This is a genomic window from Rhodocyclaceae bacterium (genome assembly GCA_020248265.1).
GTDB lineage: Bacteria > Pseudomonadota > Gammaproteobacteria > Burkholderiales > CAIKXV01 > CAIKXV01.
Map to the genome: position 1 here is coordinate 42,637 of JADCHX010000021.1, position 20,325 is coordinate 62,961.

Here is a 20,325-nt window from a genome sequence, read left to right on the forward strand (position 1 = left end):
CCGACCTCACCAATCCTTGGGCAGCGTACGAAGAATATGAATGTGCCTGCCTTCGAACCGGATGTAGCCGCCGGCGGTCAGGTCAGAGAAGATCCGGCTCACCATTTCGCGTGCACATCCCACGCGGTTGCCGATTTCCTGCTGGGTCAGTGGCTCCGGCACCACCATGCTGCCGTCCCGGTCCACGGCCAGATCAATCAGCAGGCGTGCGACTCTGCCATACACATCGAGCAGGGCGAGGTTGCGTACGCCATTGGAGGCGACCTTCAGACGATGGATCAGCTTGCGGATCAGGTGATAGGTGGCGTCCGGATTCTGTGCAATGAACTGCCGGAACGCGCTCTGAGTCACGATCGACAGTTCGCAGGTTTCCAGCGCTATCACCGAAGCAGTGCGTGTGCCCTCCGTCAGCGACATCTCGCCGATGTACTCTCCCGGTCCGTGCACATTGAGCACCACTTCTCGACCCGTCTCGTCAGCGAGATAGACTTTCACCCGTCCGGTGATGATGACGTACAGGCTGTCCGATGTGTCCCCTTCGGTGATGATCACCGCGTTGCGCGGAAACCGGCGCACTACGCCGTGGGCGGCCAACGCATCGGTCAGCGCCCGGCCGTCACCGCCAGAAGTCCGATCTTCGCTCGTGTCCATTGCGTACCTGTCGGGTGACTGTTGCTTTTCAATCGCGTTGCAACCGCGTTGCAACCGCGCGCCCATCGTCGCCATGACGATCCGGGATCGGATCGCGCAATCTAGACTTGCGGGCGATGCCGCGCAAGTCGAACCGTCCTCAGGCTGGGCAGTGCCGAGCCGGGGTCGTCGAATACGGTACGCATCCCACGCTGCTCGCAGCTGCCGGCGTTTATGCCGGCCTGGCACGAGCAGCACGCGCAGCGCACGCAATGATCGGGGGCGGGCACTCGCCGGCAAAGGGGTGTGAATCGGTCACATCGAAGCGGTAAACCGCGCACAGATGCCTGCGCAGTGACTCCATAGAGTGAAGGCCACCGCTGCTGTGCGTCCCTGGCCCAGCCAGAACGCGGTCGGCGGCTCTCTCTCATTGGGGTACCCGTCATGAACGACCTGCACTGCGATCCGAAGGTCAACGCCAGCCTGAACCGTTCGTATCCCGTGTTCGACGCTCAGGCCCTGCATGAACTGCACGCCTGGGCACGAGCAGAACGTGCCCGTCAGCTGCGCCAGGGCCTCCGGCACGCCAGCGCTCTGCTCTGGCGTGCCTGCGCCCAGGTCTGGCGCTGCGTGCGGGCTGGCCTTGCCTTGCCCTTGCGCGGGAAGCGGGGGTAGTGGGTACGTCGGTGCGGGCAACAACCAGAACAGTGCGGGCAGGCGAAGCCACGAAGTCGCAATCCTGAGACCTGCTTGCACAGCACCCGCTCCACCGGCACCGACGCCGAGCAAGGCCGGCTAGCCTGCTCCAGTGCACGGCGAGCGTCGATTCGGAGTCAGGGCGGTCCAGCCTGACCGGATCGACCGCGTGTCAGAATGTGAAAAAGTCACAGATGTGTCGGCGCGAACCTGCAGTAGGCTTTGTCCATCGTACGTAATCTTGGCCTTGTCTGGAGCCAAGACCTCCGTCAAGATAAGGTCTGGAGCAGATTTGGAGATGATGCTGTGAAGCGCATCGGGCGCCATTGCCGGCTTGATCGGGTGGCTATCGTTGCTGCTGGAATCGGCGTGATGGCCCCAGCCAGCGCCCAGATCGTGACCGATGGGACGCTGGGTGCAGCCTCGACGCTGTCCGGTGCCAATGTGACCATCCCCGCCTCGCTCGGAAGGCAGGCCGGCGCCAACCTGTTTCACAGCTTCGCCACGTTCAACGTATCCACCGGCGGCAGTGCGATGTTCAGCGGCCCTGTGTCGGTGGGCAACGTGCTCGCACGGGTCACCGGCGGCACCGCGTCGAGCATCAACGGGAAGTTGGGGACATCGATCGCCGGCGCCAATCTCTACCTGATCAATCCGGCCGGCATCCTGTTCGGCAGCGGGGCGACGCTCGATCTGACCGGGTCGTTCCATGCGACCACCGCGAACTACATCCGGATGGGCGACGGCACGCGCTTCGAGGCAGTTGCGGTCGACCCGGGCGTGCTGTCGATCGCGCCGCCGCAGGCGTTCGGCTTCCTCGGGCCGGCGCCTGCGCCGATCACCATCACCGGTTCGGTGTTGAACGGCGCCTTCGGCAAGGATGTGTCGTATGTCGGCGGCAACGTCGCCATCAGCGGTGCGGCTGCGCGCGTGCGCGGGCGCGGCGGCGATCTGCGCATCGCCAGTGCGGCTGGCGCGGGCGAGTTCGCCCTCGATTCCGGGCTCACGCCCAGCGCTGGCCTGGCGCACGGAACGATCACGGTGAGCGGCGGTGCGCAGTTGAACGCCGAGAGCGTGGCCAGTATGGCGCTGGCACCGGGCCGCATCGTGATCCGCAGCGGACAGATTGCGATCGCCGGGGCATCGATCACCAGCGTGAACAGCCAGGCGGCCGATGCGCGGCCGATCGAGATCACGTCCACGGGGGTGAGCGACGGCACGATCAACGGCGCCGGCTTCATCGCGCGCGGGGCGACGATCGTCTCGCGCTCCAATGCCGGGGGGCGTGGCGCCGACGTGGTGATCGACGCACCGGCGATGCAGTTCGACCAGTACACCCGCGTGCAGACAATCGCCGGCTCGACCGGCCGCGGCGGCGACCTGCGCTTCACCGCCGAGGGCCCGCTGACCGTGCTCGCGCAGCCGGCCGATCCGAACTACACCGCGATCACCAGCTTCGCGCTGGCCGGGGGGCGCGGCGGCGACATCGTGCTGCGCGGCGACCGGGTGGTGGTGGACGCGGGGATCGTGCAGATCGATGGCCGTGGCGCCGGTGCCGGCGGCGCGATCACGATCGATGCTGGCGAGGCATCGATCGTCAATGGCGGTTTCGTCTACAGCTACATGCGCAACACCAGCAGCGGGCCCGGCAGCAACATCAGCGTCAATGCCAGCCGCCTGATCGAACTGTCCGGCGTCGACTGGGACGGTAACGTGTCGAGCGTGCTGTCCGACACCTGGGGCAGCGGTCGCGGCGGCAACGTCCTGCTGTCGGCCCCCGTGATCCTCACCAGTGGGCTTGCCGAGTACGGGACGAGGGCGGTCGGCAGCGGACGTGGCGGTGACATGATCATCTCCGCGCAACGCTTCGCGCCCACCGATTCGCTCGGCTACACCTACAGCTACAGCACCGGTGGTGCCGGCGACATCAGCGTGACCGCGCCGCAGATCACCGTCGCCGGGGTGGGCATCATCAGCGTCGCCTACGACCGTGGCAACGCCGGCGCGATACGCCTGAACGGCGACACGATCCGGCTGCAGCCGGGCGTCCTGCAGCGGGACGTGAACATCGAGAGTTCCAACAGTCAGTCGACCGGAGATGGTGGCAACGTCGAGATTCGTGCTGCCACCTCGTTCGCAATCGATACGACAGCCGATCGCGGCAGTTTCGCGCGCGTGGCAGCGGTCACACAAGGTGGCGGGCGCGGGGGCACGATCCTGATCGATGCTCCCTCGGTGCTGCTCGATGGTGGCGCCTTGTTCTCGCGCACGCGCTGGGGTACCGGTCAACAGGGTCAGATCCTGGTGCGTGCCGATTCGCTGCGCATGGCCCACGACGGCCGCATCGTCTCCACCACCGAAGGCCCGCGCGACGGCAGCCTGATCGACATCTCGGCACGCAGTATCGTGATGCAGGATGGGGCCGTTATCGTCGCCTCGGCCGATCCGGACTTGAGCGGGTTCTCGCCCACGACGACAGGCAGTGCCGGCCGGATCTCCATCACCGGAGAAGCGCTGCGCATGACCGGTGCCTCGCGCATCGAAGTCAACGCCAATGATGGCACCGCCGGCAACGCCGGTGCGCTCACGATCAACCTCACCGGTGCCTTCGAGATGGTCGAACGGGCGCCGGCGTACGGTGTCGGCTTTTCGGGGGCTGATCCCCTCTGGCCAGGCGGCCTGAGCAGCCAGGCGCGCGGCAGCGGTAACGCCGGCAGCATCAGCGTCAACGCGGCCTCAATCCTGCTCGACGATGGGCGCATCCAGAGCAACGCGCTGCTGAACGGCCGTGGCGGCTCGGTGACGCTGCGCGCAGGCGACATCACTCTGCGCAATGGCGCGCAGGTCGATGCGCGTTCGGCCACCGGCTCGACCGGTGCCGCCGGTTCGATCGACATCGCCGCCACCGGCAGTCTGCTGATCAGTGGCCGCAGTCCGACCGACGCGGCCTTCTCCGGCCTGTACGCCGAGACGCAGGGCAGCGGTGCCGGTGGCGGCATCGTGCTGGCGGCTGACACGATGACGCTCGACCGCGGCATCGTGCGCACCTCGACCACCGGTGCCGGTAACGCCGGCCCGCTGACGGTGCGCGCCGGCGACCTTGCGGTGGTCAACGGCGGCTGGATCGACGCTGGCACCAGCAGCAGCGGTGCCGGCGGGCGCGTCGACATCGCCGCCAGCCGCTCGATCCGGGTGAGCGGTGTAGATGCGACAGCGGTGGTTGCCGACACGATAGCGCCTGACCTCGTACGCGGCGCTGCCGGCCGTGCACAGGGCCCGTTCCCGAGCACGATCTCCAGCAACAGCGCCGGCTCCGGCAATGGCGGCAATCTCAGCCTGGACGCGCCGGCAATCCTGATCAGCGACAGTGGCCGGGTCACTGCCACCGCTACCGGCACCGGCAATGCCGGCTCGATCGCGGTGAGCGCGAGCGATCGCCTGCAGCTGTTCGGTGGCACGATCAGCACCCGGGCCGCAGCGAGCGACGGCGGCAACATCGATGTGACGGTGGGTACGCTGCTGCACCTGAAGGGCGGTGAAGTGAGCACGGCCGTCGGGTCGGGCGCCGGCGCCGGGGGCAACATCGCGATCGATCCGATATTCGTGGTGTTCGAGCAGGGCTCGCGTATCGTCGCCAATGCCTTCGGCGGACCGGGCGGCAATATCGGTATCGTCGCCAACTATTTCTTCAACGCGCCCGGGACGTTGATCGACGCCTCGTCGGCACTCGGGCTTCCTGGCACAGTCCAGGTCAGTACCTCTGGCATCGATCTGGTCAGCGCGCTGGCTGCACTGCCCTCGCAGTTCCTGGACGCCACTTCGTTGCTGCGCACCGCCTGCTCGGTACGCGGCAGCAGCAGTGGCAGCAGTCTGCGTGCCACTGGCCGCAGTGGTCTGCCGTTCTCGCCTGAGCAGAACCTGTTCTCCAGCTACTTCGACCCAGCGGATTCTTCCGGCGCCAGTGCGGCGGCCGGCGTGTCTGCGTCGCCCCTGCTTGCCTGGGCGACGCCCGCGTTCCACTTTGCCTGCCGCTGAACGACATCGGCGGCCAGGCTGCAGCTTCCAGTCGCTGATCCTGGCGACAGCCACGGCCTGCGCGACAGTGGCCGGGTCGATGGCAAGAGCCCAGATCGCGCTGCCGCCTGCCGATCAGCCCAGCCGACCGCGTGACCTGCAGTCGCTGCCAGACGAGTTGCCGCGCGCGCCGGTACGGCCGGAGTTGCTGCTGCCGGTGGTGCCGCCAGGGAGGGCACCCGAGGCAGGCAGTCTGGCCACGCAGCCGGCGCTGTTGTTGCGCGCGCTGCGGTTCGAGGGCAACACCGTGTTCAGCGCGCCTGAACTGCAAGAGGTGGTGGCCAGGTATCTGGGCACACGGATCGGTGCTGCCGAACTCGAGGCGATCCGGCTGGCGATCACTCGGCGGTACATCGAGGCAGGCTACATAAACTCAGGCGCAGTGATTCCGGATCAGGAGGTGAACGACGGCGAGCTGCGGGTGCTGGTGATCGAAGGCCGACTTACCAGCATCGACATCATCGGCCAGCACCGCTTCCGGCCGGGTTATCTGCGCGACCGCCTCGCTCGCAGTGCGGAGCCGGTGCTCAATGTGAATCGGTTGCAGGAGCAGATGCAGTTGCTGCTGCAGGATCCGCAGATCGAGCGGCTGTCGGGCGAACTGGCACCCGGCAGCCAGCCGGGCGCAGCACGCCTGCGAGTCGATGTAACTGGCGGGCCGGTGTACTTCGCCAGCTTCGCCTATGGCAACGATCGCTCGCCAGTGGTGGGTACAAACCAGGCCGAGGCATTCGTGGGCGCACGCAATCTGTTCGGTGCTGGTGAAGTGATCACGCTGCGTGGTGCGGTAACCGAGGGTCTGGATGATGGGCAGTTCAGCGTCGTGATGCCGATTCATGCGAGCGGCACCCAGGTGCAGTTTCGGCTGGCGAAGACTCGAAGCCGGATCGTCGAGGCCCCGCTCGACCAGCTCGACATCAGCGCGGCGTCGAGCGGGTTCGATCTTGCGCTGTCGCAGCCGCTGATCACTGCGCTTGCCAGATCGCTGATCGCCACCGCGACAGTCTCGAACCGGCGCACGCGCAACTATTTTCTCGGTCAGCCGTCGGTGTTTGTGCCCGGCGCCCCCGATGGCGTGACCACCGTGAGCGCGCTGCGCCTCGGGCTGGACTGGGTGGGGCGCTCGACCCAGCGCGTGGTGGCCTTGCGCGGTCTTGTGTCCTTCGGGCTGGACGCGATGGGGGCATCGGTCGCCAGCGCGCCCGGCATCGCCGATTCGAAGTTCACCTCGGCGCTGGTGCAGGGGCAGTGGATCGAGCGGTTGGGTGCACGCGGCACCCTGGTCGCGAGGGCGGAGAACCAGCAGTCCAACGACAGTCTGCTCGGCCCGGAGCGCTACGCGCTCGGCGGCATTGACAGTGTGCGTGGGTATCGCAAGGATGTGCAGATACGCGACAGCGGCTGGTTCTCCTCGATCGAGTACCGGCATCTGGTTGGCCATGTGCGGCTTCCTGGGCAACGCGCCCAGGCCAAGACGGACGGCGCACTGCAGCTGGCCGTGTTCGCCGATGCCGGCAAGGGCCGGCTGCGCAACGATCCCGCGCCAGCGCCCGGTTATCTGTCGAGCATCGGCGCTGGCGTACGCTGGGAACCCTACGCCGGCGTGCAGTTGCACATCTACTACGGGGACGCGCTGCACCCGGTGCGGACGCCGACCTCGACGCTGGCCGACAATGGCTGGCACCTGCGTCTGACCTATGTGACTTCGTTCTGAGACGAACTGTTACTGTGCTGCGGCGCGCGCGCGTATCCGCTGCTCGTCCGGCCGGTCGGATGCCAGCCGCCGCCACTCGCCATCGGCCTGTTCACGCAAGCCCCAGGTATCGAGCAGGGCGGCGTAGAGAAGCCGGTCGGAAAAGCCGGCATCTGCAGGCGGCTGCGCTCGGCTGGCGCTCGCGCGCATGGAATCGCCGGCCACCCCGAACTCGGTCCAGCCTTCCAGCCTCGCCCCGGTGGGCAGGTGTGCCGTCACCTGCCAGGCATAGGTGCGGCCGGGCTCGAGACCGAGTGCTGGCGGCAGGGTGAGCCGGGTTTCAGTCAACGACTCGACTACATGAATCAGGGTGCCGCGCGAATCGGTGAGTTCGAACCGATAGCTCAGAGCGCCTGGCCCGGGTTGCCAGCTGAACTCGCGTGGCATCTCGAGCAGCCAGGTGGCCACGGGCGAAGTCAGTCGAAGTGGCTCGGGTTGGCCCTCGCCGCGCATCGCTATGCTTGCCTGCGCAAGTCGTCCGGTGCGCAGCGACACCTCGCGCAGTGCGCCACCGAGCGGTTCACGGGTGGTGATGCGTCCGCCTGCACGCAGCGACTGCGCGCCCTGGTTGGTCCAGCGAAAATCGCCTGGACCGTACAGCGTGTACTCCACGCCGGTGACGGTGTGTACCAGCACAACCCGCGCGGCTGCATCGAGTTGCAGTTCGCTGCCCGGGGCCAGTTCGCTCAGCAGTTCGACGCGCGCCTTCGAGCGCTGGCTGCTGGTGCCCTGCGTGTCGATCACCAGAGCCATGGTCGCGCTCCAGGCGAAGGAGCTGCCCAGCATCGCCGCCAGCGCCATCGCCATCGACCCGGCGACTGCTCGGGAAACTGATCCAGCGAAAATTCTGCTCATCGGGACACCTCTGCATTGGCCACACCGGCTTCGGGGGAAACCCCGGCTGCGCGTGCGGGCCATCCGAAAACCTGAACTGGAGCATGACCCTTGAGCGCGTGATACCCCAGATCGTCGAACGCTATCCCGGGCTGCAGCGCCGACGCAACGTGATTATTCACCAGAACCGGATAGCCGAGCTCGCGGGTCAGTCCCTCCAGCCGGGCTGCCACATTGGCGCAGTCGCCGATCGCGGTGTACTCGTTGCGCTCCGCCGACCCGACGCGTCCGACCACGGCCTCGCCCAGCGCGAGCCCCAGCCCCATGGCGATCGCCGGCCGCGATTGCGCAACCAGCTCCGCATTGAGCTGATCGATCCCGGTCAGGATGTCGCGCGCAGCGCTGAAGCCTTCCTGCGCGGGGTCGGCCGAAGGCTGGGGTGCGCCGAACATGCACATGATGCCATCGCCGCGGAAGTTGTCGATCGTGCCCTGGTGCCGGTGCACGGCCGCAGTCACCTGGCTGAAGTAACGGTTGAGCAGATCGACGATCTCTTCGGGTTCGCTGCGTTCGGTCAACTGCGTGAAGTCCCGGATGTCGCCGAACATCACGCACAGGGTGCGCCGGCCGCTGCCGGTGCCGGCCTGCAGCTGGCCGCTGACGATCAGATCGAGCACGTTAGGGCTCACTGCCCCGGCAAACGCACGCTGCAGCCAGTGTCGTTCGCGATGGCTGAGCCACGCTTGAGTGAACAGGCGCGCGCCTGTGGCCAGTCCCGCCCCGAGCAGCGCGCCGCCGATCGGCAGCCACCACTGTCGATGCAGCAGCAACAGGGCGGATGCCGCCAGCGCCAGTGCGACCAGGGCAAGCGACGCCAGTCCGACCGCAGGCCTGCGCCCGCAGAACCAGAGCAGGCCGGCGAGCGCTGCGAGCAGCATCACCCAGGGCAGTGCCACTGGCCGGATCGGTCCCGGCCCGAGCAGGGTGCGCAGTGCCTGCGCATGCAGCAGCACGCCCGGCACGGTGTCCGCGTGTTCCCACTCCGCCAGCCGCACTGGCGCGCGATGTCGATCCTCGAAGGGAAGTACGCTGCCGATCAGGACGACCTTGTCGAGCATTGCGGCACGCAAGCGCAGCTTGTCGCCTGCCACTGCCCAGGCATGGACTTCAACCAGCGGCAGATAGCTGAAACGCGGCCCGACGCTGTAGTCGATCAGACCGGCGGTCGGTGTGCGGCCAAGACGGCGGGCCAGCAGGCTGCTGAAGGTTTCGATGCCGCCCTCGCTGTCGCCCAGGCGCGGTGTGAGGCGCCGAACGATCGCGTCCGGGTCGACCTCCAGGGCGGCCAGCGCGCTGCCGTCGGCACCAAGCACGGTCAGATAAGGCACGAACACCGGCTTGAGTCGGCCATCGCGATCCAGGCCACGCGCAATTACCAGCGGCTGCGCGCGAGCGAGCTGAGACAGGGCACGCAGAAGCGTGCGGTCCAGCTCCGGCTGGATGAAGGCGAGCGAGCGATCGGGCAGCTCGACATCGAGGCCGACGGCGCGCGGCCCCGCTTCGGACAGTGCCGAGAACAGGGTGGAGAGCCGCAGGTGCCAGAGCGCGAGCGGCTCGGGAAAGGCGCGCAGTGTCGCATCGTCGATGCCGATCACGACCACTTCGATGTCTGCTGCGCGTGGTGCGACCGCCTGCAAGACGCGCTGTCCCGCATCGACCAGCTTGTGGTCCAGCCACTGCACTGGCGAGGTGAACGGCAGCACCGCCGCACACAGACAGCACAGCGCGGCGATCCCGCGGCTGCGCGCAGCGGTGAGGATCGACCGGGACTCGGCCAGAGACTGCCCCGGGCTGGATACGGTCGACGGGTTCCCCACGCTACCAGCGCTTGGGCAACATACGCTCGATATGCACCCGGCGCCCCTCGAAACTGATGTAGCCGCCTGAGGACAGGTCGGTAAAGATACGGCTCACCATTTCGCGCGAGCAGCCGACACGCTCGGCGATATCCTTCTGGGTGAGCGGCTCCTGTACAACCAGCTTGCCGTCCTGCTCGGTCGCCAGTTCCAGCAGCAGTCGGGCGATGCGGCCGTAGACATCGAGCAAGGCAAGATTGCGGATGTTCTCCGAGGCTTCGCGCGCACGCCGGATCAGTGTCCGGATCAGGCTGAAAGCCGCACCCGGCTCGCTGGCGATGAACTCGAGGAACGCCTGCTGGGACACGACCGACAGCTCGCAGGGCTCGAGCGTCATCACCGAGGCTGTGCGCACGCCGGAGTCGAGGGCCATCTCGCCGACATACTCGCCCGGGCCGCGGGTCGCCAGAACCACCTCGCGGCCTGTGTCGTCTCTCAGGTAGACCTTCAGCCGGCCAGACACGATCACATAGAGCCAGTCCGAGGGATCGCCCTCGGCGATGATCACAGCGTTCTTCGGATAGCAGCGGGCCGTGCCATGGGCCGCAATCAGACGGACCAACACGTCTTCCGGGAACTCGCTGTCGGTCGTCATCGCGAGCGCGCTAAAGCCAGTTGCCAATGACCATGAATGGCGACCAGAGCCCGGGATGCCTGTAGCGCAGGTCGGACAGCAGCAGTTGCTGCGCACGGCGCAACGCTTCGGCCTTGCTCACGCCGGGCTGTGCCAGCTGCCGATAGAACTCTCCCACCAGCACCCGGGTCGCCGCATCGCTGACTTGCCACAGTGTGGCCACGGCGCTGCGCGCGCCGGCCTTGACCGCCACCCCGGCAAGACCCAGCGCAGCCCGTTCGTCGCCAGCCGCGCTCTCGCAGGCACTGAGAAGAAGCAGCTCGATCGGGTCGTCGCGCAGTCGAGTCGTGCGCAACTGCTGCTCGAGCCGATCGATCGAAAGCCGTCCGTCATAGGTGAGCAGGAAGGACTGGCGCGAGTCGGCGGAGAAACGCGCATGCGAAGCGACATGGACTACCGAGACCGGCGTTTCGCGCAGGTTTTTCTCGAACGCCTGCGCGCTGAATGCCGAGTCGAGCAGCACCGCCTTCGCGCCGAAAGCGGCCACTTCGCTCAACTCGCCCTCGACTGCCGGCAGCGCTGTGAATCCCTGCACTGCCTGCGATACGCCCGCAGCCAGAATCGAAGTGCCCCGGCTGGCGAGTGGTCTTGGATCGACCAGCGTCAGGCTGGGCGCGATCGCCACCGCGTAACGGGCAAGCAGGAAGTCGTTGCCATCATGCAGCGCCGCCAGCGGCACGCCGCGCAGCGGCGCATCCGGAATCATCACCAGCGTATGCACCGATGCGCCGGTCAGTATCGTGTCCAGAGGCCGGATCACCCAGTCGTAGAGCTGGCGTGCATGGGGCAGGTACCGAAAGGTCGTTCTTCTTTCCAGCGCTGCACGCAGTGCGTTGGTCTCCCGTCGCAACTGTTCTTCGCCTACCGGGACCGAGACACGATACATGCGCTCGCCCACGCTCACCAGCAGCTCCAGCCGGTCGCGCAGCGGGATCGGATAGATGATCGCCGTGCCTGCGGCCGCCTGCTCGAGCGGACGGATGCCTGCCAGATACCGCTCGACACAGTCGTCGCGGAAGTAGTCTTCCAGCTCGACGGTGCGAAAGCGCTCGATGACCGCGCGCGCTTCGCGCAGCGAAGCCGCCGAGCGCTGCGTATCGCTGTCCTGCCCGGCGCGGCGCAGCAGCAGTTCGACGAAACCGAGATAGGCGGCGCCGACCCGCTCCCGGTAGGCGTCGCCCGCCGCCCAGGTGTCGGCCGCGATGTCCGGCTTGATCTCGTTGAGCGATGCGAGCGAGGCGCGATACGCATTGATCGCGCCGGTGGCGTCACCGGCGGTGTCGAGCAACCGGGCAGACTGCCACTGCGCACGGAACACAGCCAGCGGTTGACCGGACGCCTGCGCCGCGAACTGCGCCCGTGCATTGAGCCGGGCAGCGGCTGGCAGATTGCGCTGGTCGATCTCGAGTTCAGCCAGATGGATCAGGCTGAATGCGGCCGCGTACGGATCGCGCAGTTCGGCGGCGCTCGTGGCCGTGCCCTCGAGCGACAACCGTGCGGCGCGCACCACCGGGTCTCCTGCAGTGCGGCCGAGTTCGCGCAGCAGATCGCCCGCAGCGGCGCGCGCAAGCACGGTGTCCCGGCTCACGGGTGCCGTTGCCAGCAGCTTTTCGGCACCGCTGGCGGCGCCGGTCGCGGCGGCGAGGTTGCCGCTGCGAAACTCGAGGCGGCCCAGATTGATCGCCGCGCTGGCCGCTGTCAGTGTGTTGCCGGCATTTTCCGCAGCGGCCTGCGCGCGGCGAAACTGCAGTGCTGCATCTGGCAGACGCTGCAGGCGCAGGTACAGCAAGCCCAGATCGTTGGCTGCCACAGCCTCGATACGCGTATTGCCAGACGAGCTTGCCAGCACGATCGCTTCCTGCAACGGCGCTTCGGCGGTGTCGATCTCGCCGGCGCGCAGCCGCGCCTGGCCGAGAGTGCCGGCAATGGCTGCGCGCAGCGGCGCAGAGGCGCTGGCAGGCAAGAGCTGCGAGGCGGTCTGCGCATCGGCGAGCGCACGCTGGCGATCTCCCGCGCCCTGATGGGCGGCGGCGCGCAACGCGTAGGCCTGCGCCAGCCGCTCCGGATTGCCCACCCGCTGCGCCTCCAGCAGCAAGCGTTCAGCCCCTTGCATCGCATCTTCCCTTGCCGGTGCGCTGGCTGCTGCCACAGCGAGCGAAAGCGTGCACATCGGCACGGCAACGAGCGAGCGCCAGAGGCTGCGAGTCCGGGGCTTGCGGCGTGACAAAGTGCTTTCGGGTTCGGTTGTCACCATGGTACGGACGGTAGCAGGGCCTCCGGAGCCGGGCAAGCGCTCCAGGCAGGCCGGACCTGTGGTCGTTGACTGCGGCTGTGAACTGTCGCTGTGACCCGCAGCCCCGATCCATCGCTGTCAGGTCGGCTCAGGTCACTGCCGCAGTCAACGACTCAGTTCCACCAGTGTCCGGTTGGTGCGCCGCAGCCGGTGCGCGAGTTCACGGCACAGGTTGGCGGTGATGGTGATTGCAGTGCCTGGCGACTGTCCGGCGAGCCGGTCGAAGCCGGTGCGCGGCAGGACCAGACATGCGAGGTCATCGTCGGCGATCACCGTGGCGGTGCGCGGCGACTGATCGATCATCGCTACCTCGCCGATGAAGGTGCCCGCGGAGAAGGTGACCAGGCGCACGCGCCGCCCGCGCAGCAATGCGCTGGCGCTGCCGGCGATCACCAGGTAAAGCGAATCACCCGGATCCCCCTCCTCGAACACGGTGGCGCCTCGTGGGTGACGCGTCAGCGTCAGCTCGGCGCGCAGCAGGGCGAGCTCGTCTGCATCAAGCCCATTGAACAATTCGAACTGCGACAACTCGACGGCGTCGACGGTGGCCGCGAGGCCGAGCCGCGCCGTCGCGGCGCCGGCTGCGGCGCGCAGCAACCCGTCCTCTGCCCACTCCAGCGCGCGGTCGATGTCGGGGAAGATGCGCTCGCTGCTGATCGCCGTGCGCGTGCCGGCGGCGTCCAGGTAGCGGTCGAGCGGGCTGCCCTCGCGTAATCCGGCGATCAGCAGATGGTGCCCGTCGCTCACCAGCAGGTCGCTGACCCGGCTCAGGATGCGCGAGCCGCTCAGATCGATCTCGCTGACCCGGCCGACATCGATGACGACGAAGGTGGGGGTGCGCACGCAAGCTGCCTCGATCCGTTTGGCGAGGTCCTCGGCGGTGCCGAAGAAGATCGCGCCTTCGAGCTCGAACACGACGATCTGCTCGCCGAGCTCCGCCAGCTGCTCGGCCTCGCTGCGCGGCCGACTGCGGCGCGAGCGCACGAACGCACAGCGGTAGCTGCGGCGGATCACCGATCGGCTCATGCGCACGATGAAGTACACGACCGAGATGCCGATGCCGGCAGCCACGGCCAGTACGATGTTCATCGCCAGCGCCACCCCCGCGACGAGGCCCACGATCGAAAGCTCGCGCCATACGCCAGCGGCGGCACACGGACCTGCGCGCATGGCGCACGCCAGCTGCTGCAGTGTCCAGCGATCGATCAGCCCGATGCCTACCGCCACCAGGATGCCGCCGATCACTGCGCGCGGGATCATCGCCAGCACATCGGGCAGCAGCACCACCGCGCCGAGCACGAGCAGCAGATGCACGGCGCAGTAGCCACGCGTGCGGCCGCTGGCGCGCTGGCCTGCGGCGCTGGAGGCCAGCGCGATCGCGCCGGGAATCGCCCCGAACAGTGCGCTGGCGATGTTGCCGGCACCGATGCGCGTGAGCTCCTGGTTGCCGCGGAACGCCTGGCGGCTCTCGCCGGCGAGCGCCTTGCCACCGAGCAGCGCGTCGAGCGAACTGATCAGCGCAATCGATATTGCGCCGATCGCGATCGAGGGCAGCAGCTCGCGCAGTGCCGGCTCGGTCAGTGCCCAGTAAAGGGTGCCCGGGTAGACCGGTGCCGGGAGGCCTGCCGGCAGGCCTCCGAGGACCGCGCCGCCGGCGAAGTCCGGAATCAGGGCCTGCAGCAGGTAGAAGGCGAGCGTACCTGCCGTGCCGCCAACGGCCAGTGCCGGCAGGTGCGACCAGTGCCGGGGACGCACCAGACACGCGGTGAGCGTCAGCGCAGCCACCAGCACGGCGCCGACTTCGACCCCGGCGAGCTGCCGCGACAGCTCGGCCAGCCGCAGCGGCTCGTGCTGCCCGGTCACCGCGTCGAACTGGCCGACGATCAGCAGCAACCCGGCGGCGCACTGGAAGCCTGCGATCACCGGGTGCGGCACATACTTGACCGCTCCGCCTGCGCGCAGTGCGCCGAGTGCGATCTGCGCGACCCCCGCTAACAGTCCTATCAGCAGCACGATCGCCACCACCTGCTGCGGCGCCAGTTGCGCCAGGAGCTCCTCGTGCTGCTCGACCAGCAGATGCAGCACCAGCGCGTTGATCATGAACGCGACCATGTTGCGGGGACCGTACAGCAGCGGTGCGCGCGCGCCCATCAGCAGCGCCACGGCGTTCATCACGATCGCGCTGTACAGGCCGGCGACCACGCCGTAGCTGTAGAACTGCGGGCCGAGCGGGGCCAAGGCGAACAGGCCGTAGCCGATGGCGACCGGCAGCGATACCAGCGCTGCGCTGAGCCCGGCCGCGGCCTCACGCTGCAGCGTGCGCAACCCGCCGGCATCGATCGACAGGCGGTTCATATGGTGAGGTGGGTGATCGCGCGCGTGGTGTCGCGCAGTCGTTCTGCCAGCGCACGGCTCACGTTGCGCAGCACCGCGAGCGCGATCGCCGGGTGTTGCTCGCGCAGGTGCGCCAGCGCCTCGGCGCTCAGGCTGTGACACACCATCGGCTCGTCGGCGATCACCGTGGCCGAACGCCGCTCGTGGTCGAGCAGTGCCAGCTCGCCGAAAACGGTGCCCGGGGCGAAGGTGACCATGCGCAGGCTGTCCTCGCCGATCTGGGCGTGTTGGCGCGTGTCGCGATCGCCTTCGGCTGCGAGCAGATCCCCGTGTTCGACGCGCATGCGCACGCTCGCCGAGCCGCGCACGATGACATGGAGTGCGACGCCGGCATCCCCCTCATGGAAAAGGATATCGCCCGTCGCGTACTCGCGCCGCTGCATCAGCGCCTGCAACCGCTCGATCGAATGCGCGTCGAGGCCGCGAAACAGATCGCTCCGCGCGAGGTCCAGTTCTAGCGGTTCGCCGAGCGTGCTCAACTGCTCGTGGATGATCTGCTCTTCCGCCCACTCGATCGCATGGTCGGCATCGACATGCATCGCGCGTGGCGACGCAGCGTCGAGTACCTGCGCGCGTACCAGCGCCTGGGTGACCAGCGGCCGCAGCGCCAGTCCGGCCAGCACGATGTGTACGCTCGCCGCGCGCAGCCGCGCCATCTCTGCGGCGAGCAGGCGCGCAGCGGTCGAGTCGATCTCGGTCACTCGCGAAAGGTCCAGCACGATGTACGTCGCGCCGGCGCGCACCGCGCGCTGCAGCAGGCTGGTCAACTGCTCGGCGGTGCCGAAGAACAGCGCGCCGTGAAGCTCGAACACCTGGATGGTCTGGCTGTGTCCGGCAAGCAGCCGGGCGATGCGCTCCGGGCGCGCCTTGCGCGAGCCGATCTGTGCGGCGTTGTAGGCGCGCCGCACTACCGTCCCGCTCATCCGGAACACAAAGGAAAGTACGGCGATGAGCCCGCCCACCGCGATCGCGACCAGCGCATCGGCGAGCAGCGTGGTGAGCGCGACCAACGCGACCACCGCGAGGTCGAGCGCGAGCCGCGCGCGACCGGCATTGCGCCGTGCGAACAGCCGCGGCAGCGCGTACAACGTCCAGCGATCGATGACTTTCCATGCGACGAAGAGCAGTGCGCCGCCGACGGCCGCCCGCGGCAGTACGCCCAGCAGCGGAGCGCTCGCCAGCAGCGCGCCGCAGGCGGCTGTCGCGCATACCACCAGCCCGATCAGGCCGAGTCCGCCGGCGGCCGCTGCAGCGAAGTTGGCGGCAAGATTGACCGAAGCTGGCACCGCCCCGGCGACGCCGCCGATCAGGTTGGCGGTGCCCGCGCGCAGCAGCAGGCCGTTGCCGTTCATCCGCTGGCGGCTGGCGTTCTCCACCGCCTTCGCGCTGAGCAGCGCGTCGATCGACGCGATGATGGCGATGCTCAGCGTGAGCAGCAGCAGTGCGGGGAGCAGAGGTTCGATCGAAGGCCCCTCGGCGAGGGCGTGCGCGAGCGCCCATCCGCCCTGCCAGGCAGGGTCCGGCAGCGCCGCTACAGGCACCAGTACGGTCGGCCCGACGGCTCCGGTTCCAGCCACCGCAGCGAGCGCGTGGTGCAGCACCAGCCCGGCCAGCATCCCAGCCGGAATCGCTGGTAGCCAGGGCAGGCGCCGTGCCGCCAGCAGGCAACCGACGAACGCGGCCCCCATCACCAGCAGCGCGAGCGGTGGCGTGGCTGCCGCGGCTGCGGCGGGATCGTGCAGCCACGCAAGATGATCCCCTGCAGTGACCATCGGCAGCTGTCCGATGGCCAGCAACGCGGCCGCCGCATTCTGGAAGCCGGCCACCACCGGGTGCGGCACGTACTTGCCCAGATTGCCGAAGCGCAGCAGGCCGAAGGCGATCTGCAGCAGGCCAGCCCCGGCGGTGATCAGCGCGACGCAGGCGAGTGCGAAAGCCGGCGGATGGTCGACACCGACCAGCGCCTGCAATGTCGCAGTGCCGATCAGAAAAGCAAGCATGCTGCTGGGTGCGAGCACCAGCGGCGTCGCCCGCGGGCGCGCCAGCCGGAACGCCAGCGCCACCAGAGTGCCGACCGCGACCGTCATCAGGCCAGCCTGTGCGCCGAGCGCGACGATCCGGTCCGCGCTGTCCTCGCCGCCCCCGCTGGCCAGCGGCAGCAGCGCGAAGATGCCCAGCCCGAGCGACAGCGGCACGGCAATCAGTGCGGCCGACAGCCCGGCGCCGAACTGCTGCTGCCAGCGGTGCCTGCTGCCAGGGTCAGCCAACGCCATCGCCAGGGGCGCAGGTCGAGCGAAACGGCGCGTCTTCGTTCAACTCATCGATACAGTGCGCGATGCAGTACTCGATCGACTGGTGGCAGCAGGTCTCGAGGTACAGGCCCGAGCGCCATTCGGTACCGCCCCGGTAGACGCCGAGCGCACAGGTGACCGTACGTGCCACGCCCGCATCGCTGCGCCCGCCGAGCATCAGCACGAACGGCTCCGGCCACGCCTGCGCCACCTGCAGGAAGAATTCCAGAGACAGGTACGCCTAGTGGCCATGCCGGCGGCAGGTGTCGGCGCAGCACTGGTAGAAGAACGCCCAGTCGCCCTCGGTGATCTCGCGTCCGCGTTTCCAGTGATGGCCGATGCCGGCATCGCGATCGCGGCGCCGCTCCTGCTTCACCTTCTTGCGCTTGTCGTGATTCATCGTCGACAGGAAGTCGCCAAAATCCGTGAACGGTTACGACACGCTGTCGTCGATCGCGCCGACGGTGCCATGCCCCTGCTGGCGGCTGTTGTGCCAGCGAAACTGCACGCCCTCGCGTGCCATCAGCCCCGCACGGACCCGCGGCGGACGATCAACGCGTAGAGGATACAGCACACGCAACGAGGATACTTCGAGCCGCTGCGCAAGCGCGAGCGCGCCGGCCACCAGCAACTCCCGCGCGGCATCGCCCCGGCCAGCTGCCCGACGCGTCGTGCCACCAGGATCCGTGCGCCCCAGCCGGTCTCTGGCGAGGCGGGTCCACGCAGCCGCATCGATCGAGCGAGAGTGGCGTGGACGTCGAGGCGCAGCGCCGGGTCGTTCAGTATCTGGTTGAGCCTGCTCACCTCGCTGCGCTGCGATGGCACGGCCCTTCGCACGCTTCGCTGGCTCTCCGGCGACAAGGATCTGCCCGGGCTGCAGCAGGAAGGTGCGCTGACGCGCCGCCGGGCCGCACGCTTGCGCTCACGCTGATCCAGCGCTTCGGTTCGGCGTTGAATCCGAACGCCTGATCCGGGTCACACTCCTGTTTGCCAACGTTTGCCGCTTTTGTGCGAGTCGTCCTCTGGCAGGTCACCATTGGGTGGTTGCGCGACGCAGCGCACACAACGACCAACGACCGCCAGGATCGCGCGGCCCATGCGTATCTTCGGCACCCGGCAATGCATGGTAAGTCCCCGAAAGGGAAGGCACTCTCGGCATCGACTGGAGGTGTGAGATGGGCGGTAAGCTGATCTTCGATTTTGCCGACCCCGGCGTGGCGGAGACCTGGTACGCGATCGACGACCGTGTGATGGGCGGCGTGTCGCGCAGTCGCCTGCGTTACGTGGAGGCCGGCTACGCCGTATTCGAGGGCGAGGTGTCCCTTGCCCGCAACGGCGGCTTTGCGTCCGTCAGGTCACCTTCTGGTGGGCCGGGCGTGCATGGCCTGGCAGGTGCGGAAGCCTGCCTGATTGAAGTGCGCGCTGCCGGCAGGCACTTCAAGCTCAGCCTGCTTACCGACGAGCTGATGGACGGGGTGAACTACCAGTCCGGCTTCACGCCCGAAGGTTTCGATTGGCACACGCTGCGCCTGCCGCTGCACAGCTTCCGCCCGTCTTTCCGCGGACGCGACGTGGCCGACGCACGGCCGCTCGATCCAGCGCGTATCCGCCAGATGGGACTGTTGATCGCCGCTGGGCAGGCCGGCTCCTTCCGGCTGGATATCAGACGGATCTCGCTGGCGTGATCCTGCGCCGACATGCCTGCATCCCGCCAGTCGTGCGGTGCATGCCGGCCGGCTGGCGCGACGGCACCGCGCACGTGGTGCTCGAACCCCTGGGCTTCATCGCGCAGTTCGTGCGCCACCGGGTGGGTCAGTGGTGTGATGCTGCCTCGAGGGCGCGGGCAGATCGACAGGACGCCCCGCGCGGGCGCTGCAGCGCCGCGGGGCAGGTCGTGCTGCGCTCGATGAGCGGGGCGCGGGTGGGGCCATTAGCCGACGCTGCCTGTTCCAGGTCACAGGACTGGCAAGAGTGGGTCTTGTTCCGGGAAGAAGATTCTGTTTGACAGAATCTTTCGTGTTTACCAGAATGTTGCATGATTCATTCGTTCGCGTGCGCCGATACCGAAGCCTTGTTTCACAGTCGCTCGGTATCCCGTTTCCGAAACATCGAGCGCGTCGCTCGGCGCAAGTTGCTCCAGATACACGCCGCCACCGAACTCGCCAGCCTGCGAATCCCGCCGGGCAACCAGCTGGAGGCGCTGAGGGCCGACCGCAAAGCCCAGCACAGCATTCGCGTCAGCGACCAGTGGCGGATCTGCTTCGTCTGGAAGTCGGATGGAGCGCACAGCGTCGAGATCGTGGACTACCACTAGGAGTTTGCAACATGCCCAAGTTGCTCGAGGAAATTCATCCCGGCGAGATCATGCTGGAAGAGTTCATGAAGCCGATGGGCATCAGCGCCCGACAGCTCGCGGCGGATATCGACGTCTCACCGAGCCGGATCAGCGAACTGGTGAATGGCCAGCGTCCCATCACGGCGGATACCGCGCTGCGGCTCGGGTTGTTCTTCGGCATGGAGCCCAGGTTCTGGCTGAACCTGCAGTCCGAGTACGACATCCGGGTCGCTGATCGGGAACTGCGAGCCAAGCTTTCCCCGAGGATCCGCGTATTTCACGTGACCGCAGCGTGATCATGCCCAGGTTGACGGTAACGAATGGTCGGCAAGGTACAGGCCAGCGCGACATCGATCGGCCAGCCCGCCTCGGACGGAGACGCGCAAGCTGCGAGTGCTGCGGCGATCTCGAGCCTGGAAAGCAGAGCCGGGAGCTTCATTGTCCCTACTCCGAACCACAGGCCACTCAGCTTCGC

16 protein-coding genes are annotated in these 20,325 nt (G+C 67.8%); 6 read left to right on the top strand and 10 right to left on the bottom strand.

Annotation, left to right across the window (positions count from 1 at the left end):
* Positions 1–6: 6 nt before the first annotated feature.
* Positions 7–651 carry a cyclic nucleotide-binding domain-containing protein gene (locus ING98_17150; GenBank protein ID MCA3103598.1) on the bottom strand — a complete coding sequence of 215 codons (645 nt, stop codon included), beginning with the start codon at positions 649–651 and terminating at the stop codon, positions 7–9.
* 423 nt (positions 652–1,074) lie between these two features.
* On the opposite strand from ING98_17150, the gene ING98_17155 reads away from it, so the two are divergent.
* The 3 genes from ING98_17155 to ING98_17165 all read left to right on the top strand — a co-directional run bounded on the left by ING98_17155 (position 1,075) and on the right by ING98_17165 (position 7,114).
* Positions 1,075–1,305 (top strand): hypothetical protein, encoded by a 231-nt coding sequence (locus tag ING98_17155; protein MCA3103599.1) that lies wholly within the window; start codon positions 1,075–1,077, stop codon positions 1,303–1,305.
* A 393-nt stretch (positions 1,306–1,698) separates the two neighbouring features.
* The gene (locus ING98_17160) at positions 1,699–5,361 is read left to right on the top strand and encodes a filamentous hemagglutinin N-terminal domain-containing protein (protein ID MCA3103600.1); all 3,663 of its coding nucleotides are present in this window, start codon (positions 1,699–1,701) and stop codon (positions 5,359–5,361) included.
* A 79-nt stretch (positions 5,362–5,440) separates the two neighbouring features.
* Positions 5,441–7,114 (top strand): ShlB/FhaC/HecB family hemolysin secretion/activation protein, encoded by a 1,674-nt coding sequence (locus ING98_17165; GenBank protein MCA3103601.1) that lies wholly within the window; start codon positions 5,441–5,443, stop codon positions 7,112–7,114.
* 9 nt (positions 7,115–7,123) lie between these two features.
* On the opposite strand, the gene ING98_17170 is transcribed toward ING98_17165, so the two are convergent.
* The 9 genes from ING98_17170 to ING98_17210 form a co-directional block, all read right to left on the bottom strand.
* Positions 7,124–8,008, bottom strand: coding sequence for a fibronectin type III domain-containing protein (locus ING98_17170; protein MCA3103602.1), 885 nt, complete (start codon positions 8,006–8,008; stop codon positions 7,124–7,126).
* Positions 8,005–9,864, bottom strand: coding sequence for an adenylate/guanylate cyclase domain-containing protein (locus ING98_17175; protein ID MCA3103603.1), 1,860 nt, complete (start codon positions 9,862–9,864; stop codon positions 8,005–8,007). Before ING98_17175 ends, ING98_17170 begins: the two co-directional genes overlap by 4 nt.
* A gap of 1 nt (position 9,865) precedes the next feature.
* Positions 9,866–10,498, bottom strand: coding sequence for a Crp/Fnr family transcriptional regulator (locus ING98_17180; protein MCA3103604.1), 633 nt, complete (start codon positions 10,496–10,498; stop codon positions 9,866–9,868).
* 10 nt (positions 10,499–10,508) lie between these two features.
* Entirely contained in the window at positions 10,509–12,650 is a 2,142-nt protein-coding gene (locus ING98_17185) for a CHAT domain-containing protein (protein MCA3103605.1), read from the bottom strand.
* 285 nt (positions 12,651–12,935) lie between these two features.
* Positions 12,936–15,185, bottom strand: coding sequence for an SLC26A/SulP transporter family protein (locus ING98_17190; protein MCA3103606.1), 2,250 nt, complete (start codon positions 15,183–15,185; stop codon positions 12,936–12,938).
* The gene (locus ING98_17195) at positions 15,182–17,491 is read right to left on the bottom strand and encodes an SLC26A/SulP transporter family protein (GenBank protein ID MCA3103607.1); all 2,310 of its coding nucleotides are present in this window, start codon (positions 17,489–17,491) and stop codon (positions 15,182–15,184) included. Before ING98_17195 ends, ING98_17190 begins: the two co-directional genes overlap by 4 nt.
* Positions 17,484–17,726, bottom strand: coding sequence for a hypothetical protein (locus ING98_17200; GenBank protein MCA3103608.1), 243 nt, complete (start codon positions 17,724–17,726; stop codon positions 17,484–17,486). Before ING98_17200 ends, ING98_17195 begins: the two co-directional genes overlap by 8 nt.
* Positions 17,727–17,756: 30 nt before the next feature.
* Positions 17,757–17,915, bottom strand: a complete 159-nt coding sequence (locus ING98_17205; protein MCA3103609.1) for an N-acetyltransferase — start codon at positions 17,913–17,915, stop codon at positions 17,757–17,759.
* Positions 17,916–17,948: 33 nt separating this feature from the next.
* Positions 17,949–18,140, bottom strand: a complete 192-nt coding sequence (locus tag ING98_17210) for a hypothetical protein (protein MCA3103610.1) — start codon at positions 18,138–18,140, stop codon at positions 17,949–17,951.
* 550 nt (positions 18,141–18,690) lie between these two features.
* On the opposite strand from ING98_17210, the gene ING98_17215 reads away from it, so the two are divergent.
* The 3 genes from ING98_17215 to ING98_17225 all read left to right on the top strand — a co-directional run bounded on the left by ING98_17215 (position 18,691) and on the right by ING98_17225 (position 20,146).
* Positions 18,691–19,200, top strand: coding sequence for a CIA30 family protein (locus ING98_17215; protein ID MCA3103611.1), 510 nt, complete (start codon positions 18,691–18,693; stop codon positions 19,198–19,200).
* A gap of 350 nt (positions 19,201–19,550) precedes the next feature.
* Positions 19,551–19,829, top strand: a complete 279-nt coding sequence (locus tag ING98_17220) for a type II toxin-antitoxin system RelE/ParE family toxin (GenBank protein MCA3103612.1) — start codon at positions 19,551–19,553, stop codon at positions 19,827–19,829.
* A gap of 11 nt (positions 19,830–19,840) precedes the next feature.
* Positions 19,841–20,146: a HigA family addiction module antidote protein gene (locus tag ING98_17225; protein MCA3103613.1), complete on the top strand. Its 306-nt coding sequence runs from the start codon at positions 19,841–19,843 to the stop codon at positions 20,144–20,146.
* Positions 20,147–20,325: the final 179 nt, after the last annotated feature.

Coding starts and splice junctions, on each gene's coding strand:
- ING98_17170 (MCA3103602.1), bottom strand. CDS start 8,008: ATGAGCAGAATTTTCGCTGGATCAGTTTCCCGAGCAGTCGCCGGGTCG.
- ING98_17185 (MCA3103605.1), bottom strand. CDS start 12,650: ATGCAAGGGGCTGAACGCTTGCTGCTGGAGGCGCAGCGGGTGGGCAAT.
- ING98_17190 (MCA3103606.1), bottom strand. CDS start 15,185: ATGAACCGCCTGTCGATCGATGCCGGCGGGTTGCGCACGCTGCAGCGT.
- ING98_17180 (MCA3103604.1), bottom strand. CDS start 10,498: ATGACGACCGACAGCGAGTTCCCGGAAGACGTGTTGGTCCGTCTGATT.
- ING98_17165 (MCA3103601.1), top strand. CDS start 5,441: ATGGCAAGAGCCCAGATCGCGCTGCCGCCTGCCGATCAGCCCAGCCGA.
- ING98_17220 (MCA3103612.1), top strand. CDS start 19,551: ATGATTCATTCGTTCGCGTGCGCCGATACCGAAGCCTTGTTTCACAGT.
- ING98_17225 (MCA3103613.1), top strand. CDS start 19,841: ATGCCCAAGTTGCTCGAGGAAATTCATCCCGGCGAGATCATGCTGGAA.
- ING98_17160 (MCA3103600.1), top strand. CDS start 1,699: ATGGCCCCAGCCAGCGCCCAGATCGTGACCGATGGGACGCTGGGTGCA.
- ING98_17155 (MCA3103599.1), top strand. CDS start 1,075: ATGAACGACCTGCACTGCGATCCGAAGGTCAACGCCAGCCTGAACCGT.
- ING98_17150 (MCA3103598.1), bottom strand. CDS start 651: ATGGACACGAGCGAAGATCGGACTTCTGGCGGTGACGGCCGGGCGCTG.
- ING98_17205 (MCA3103609.1), bottom strand. CDS start 17,915: ATGAATCACGACAAGCGCAAGAAGGTGAAGCAGGAGCGGCGCCGCGAT.
- ING98_17215 (MCA3103611.1), top strand. CDS start 18,691: ATGGGCGGTAAGCTGATCTTCGATTTTGCCGACCCCGGCGTGGCGGAG.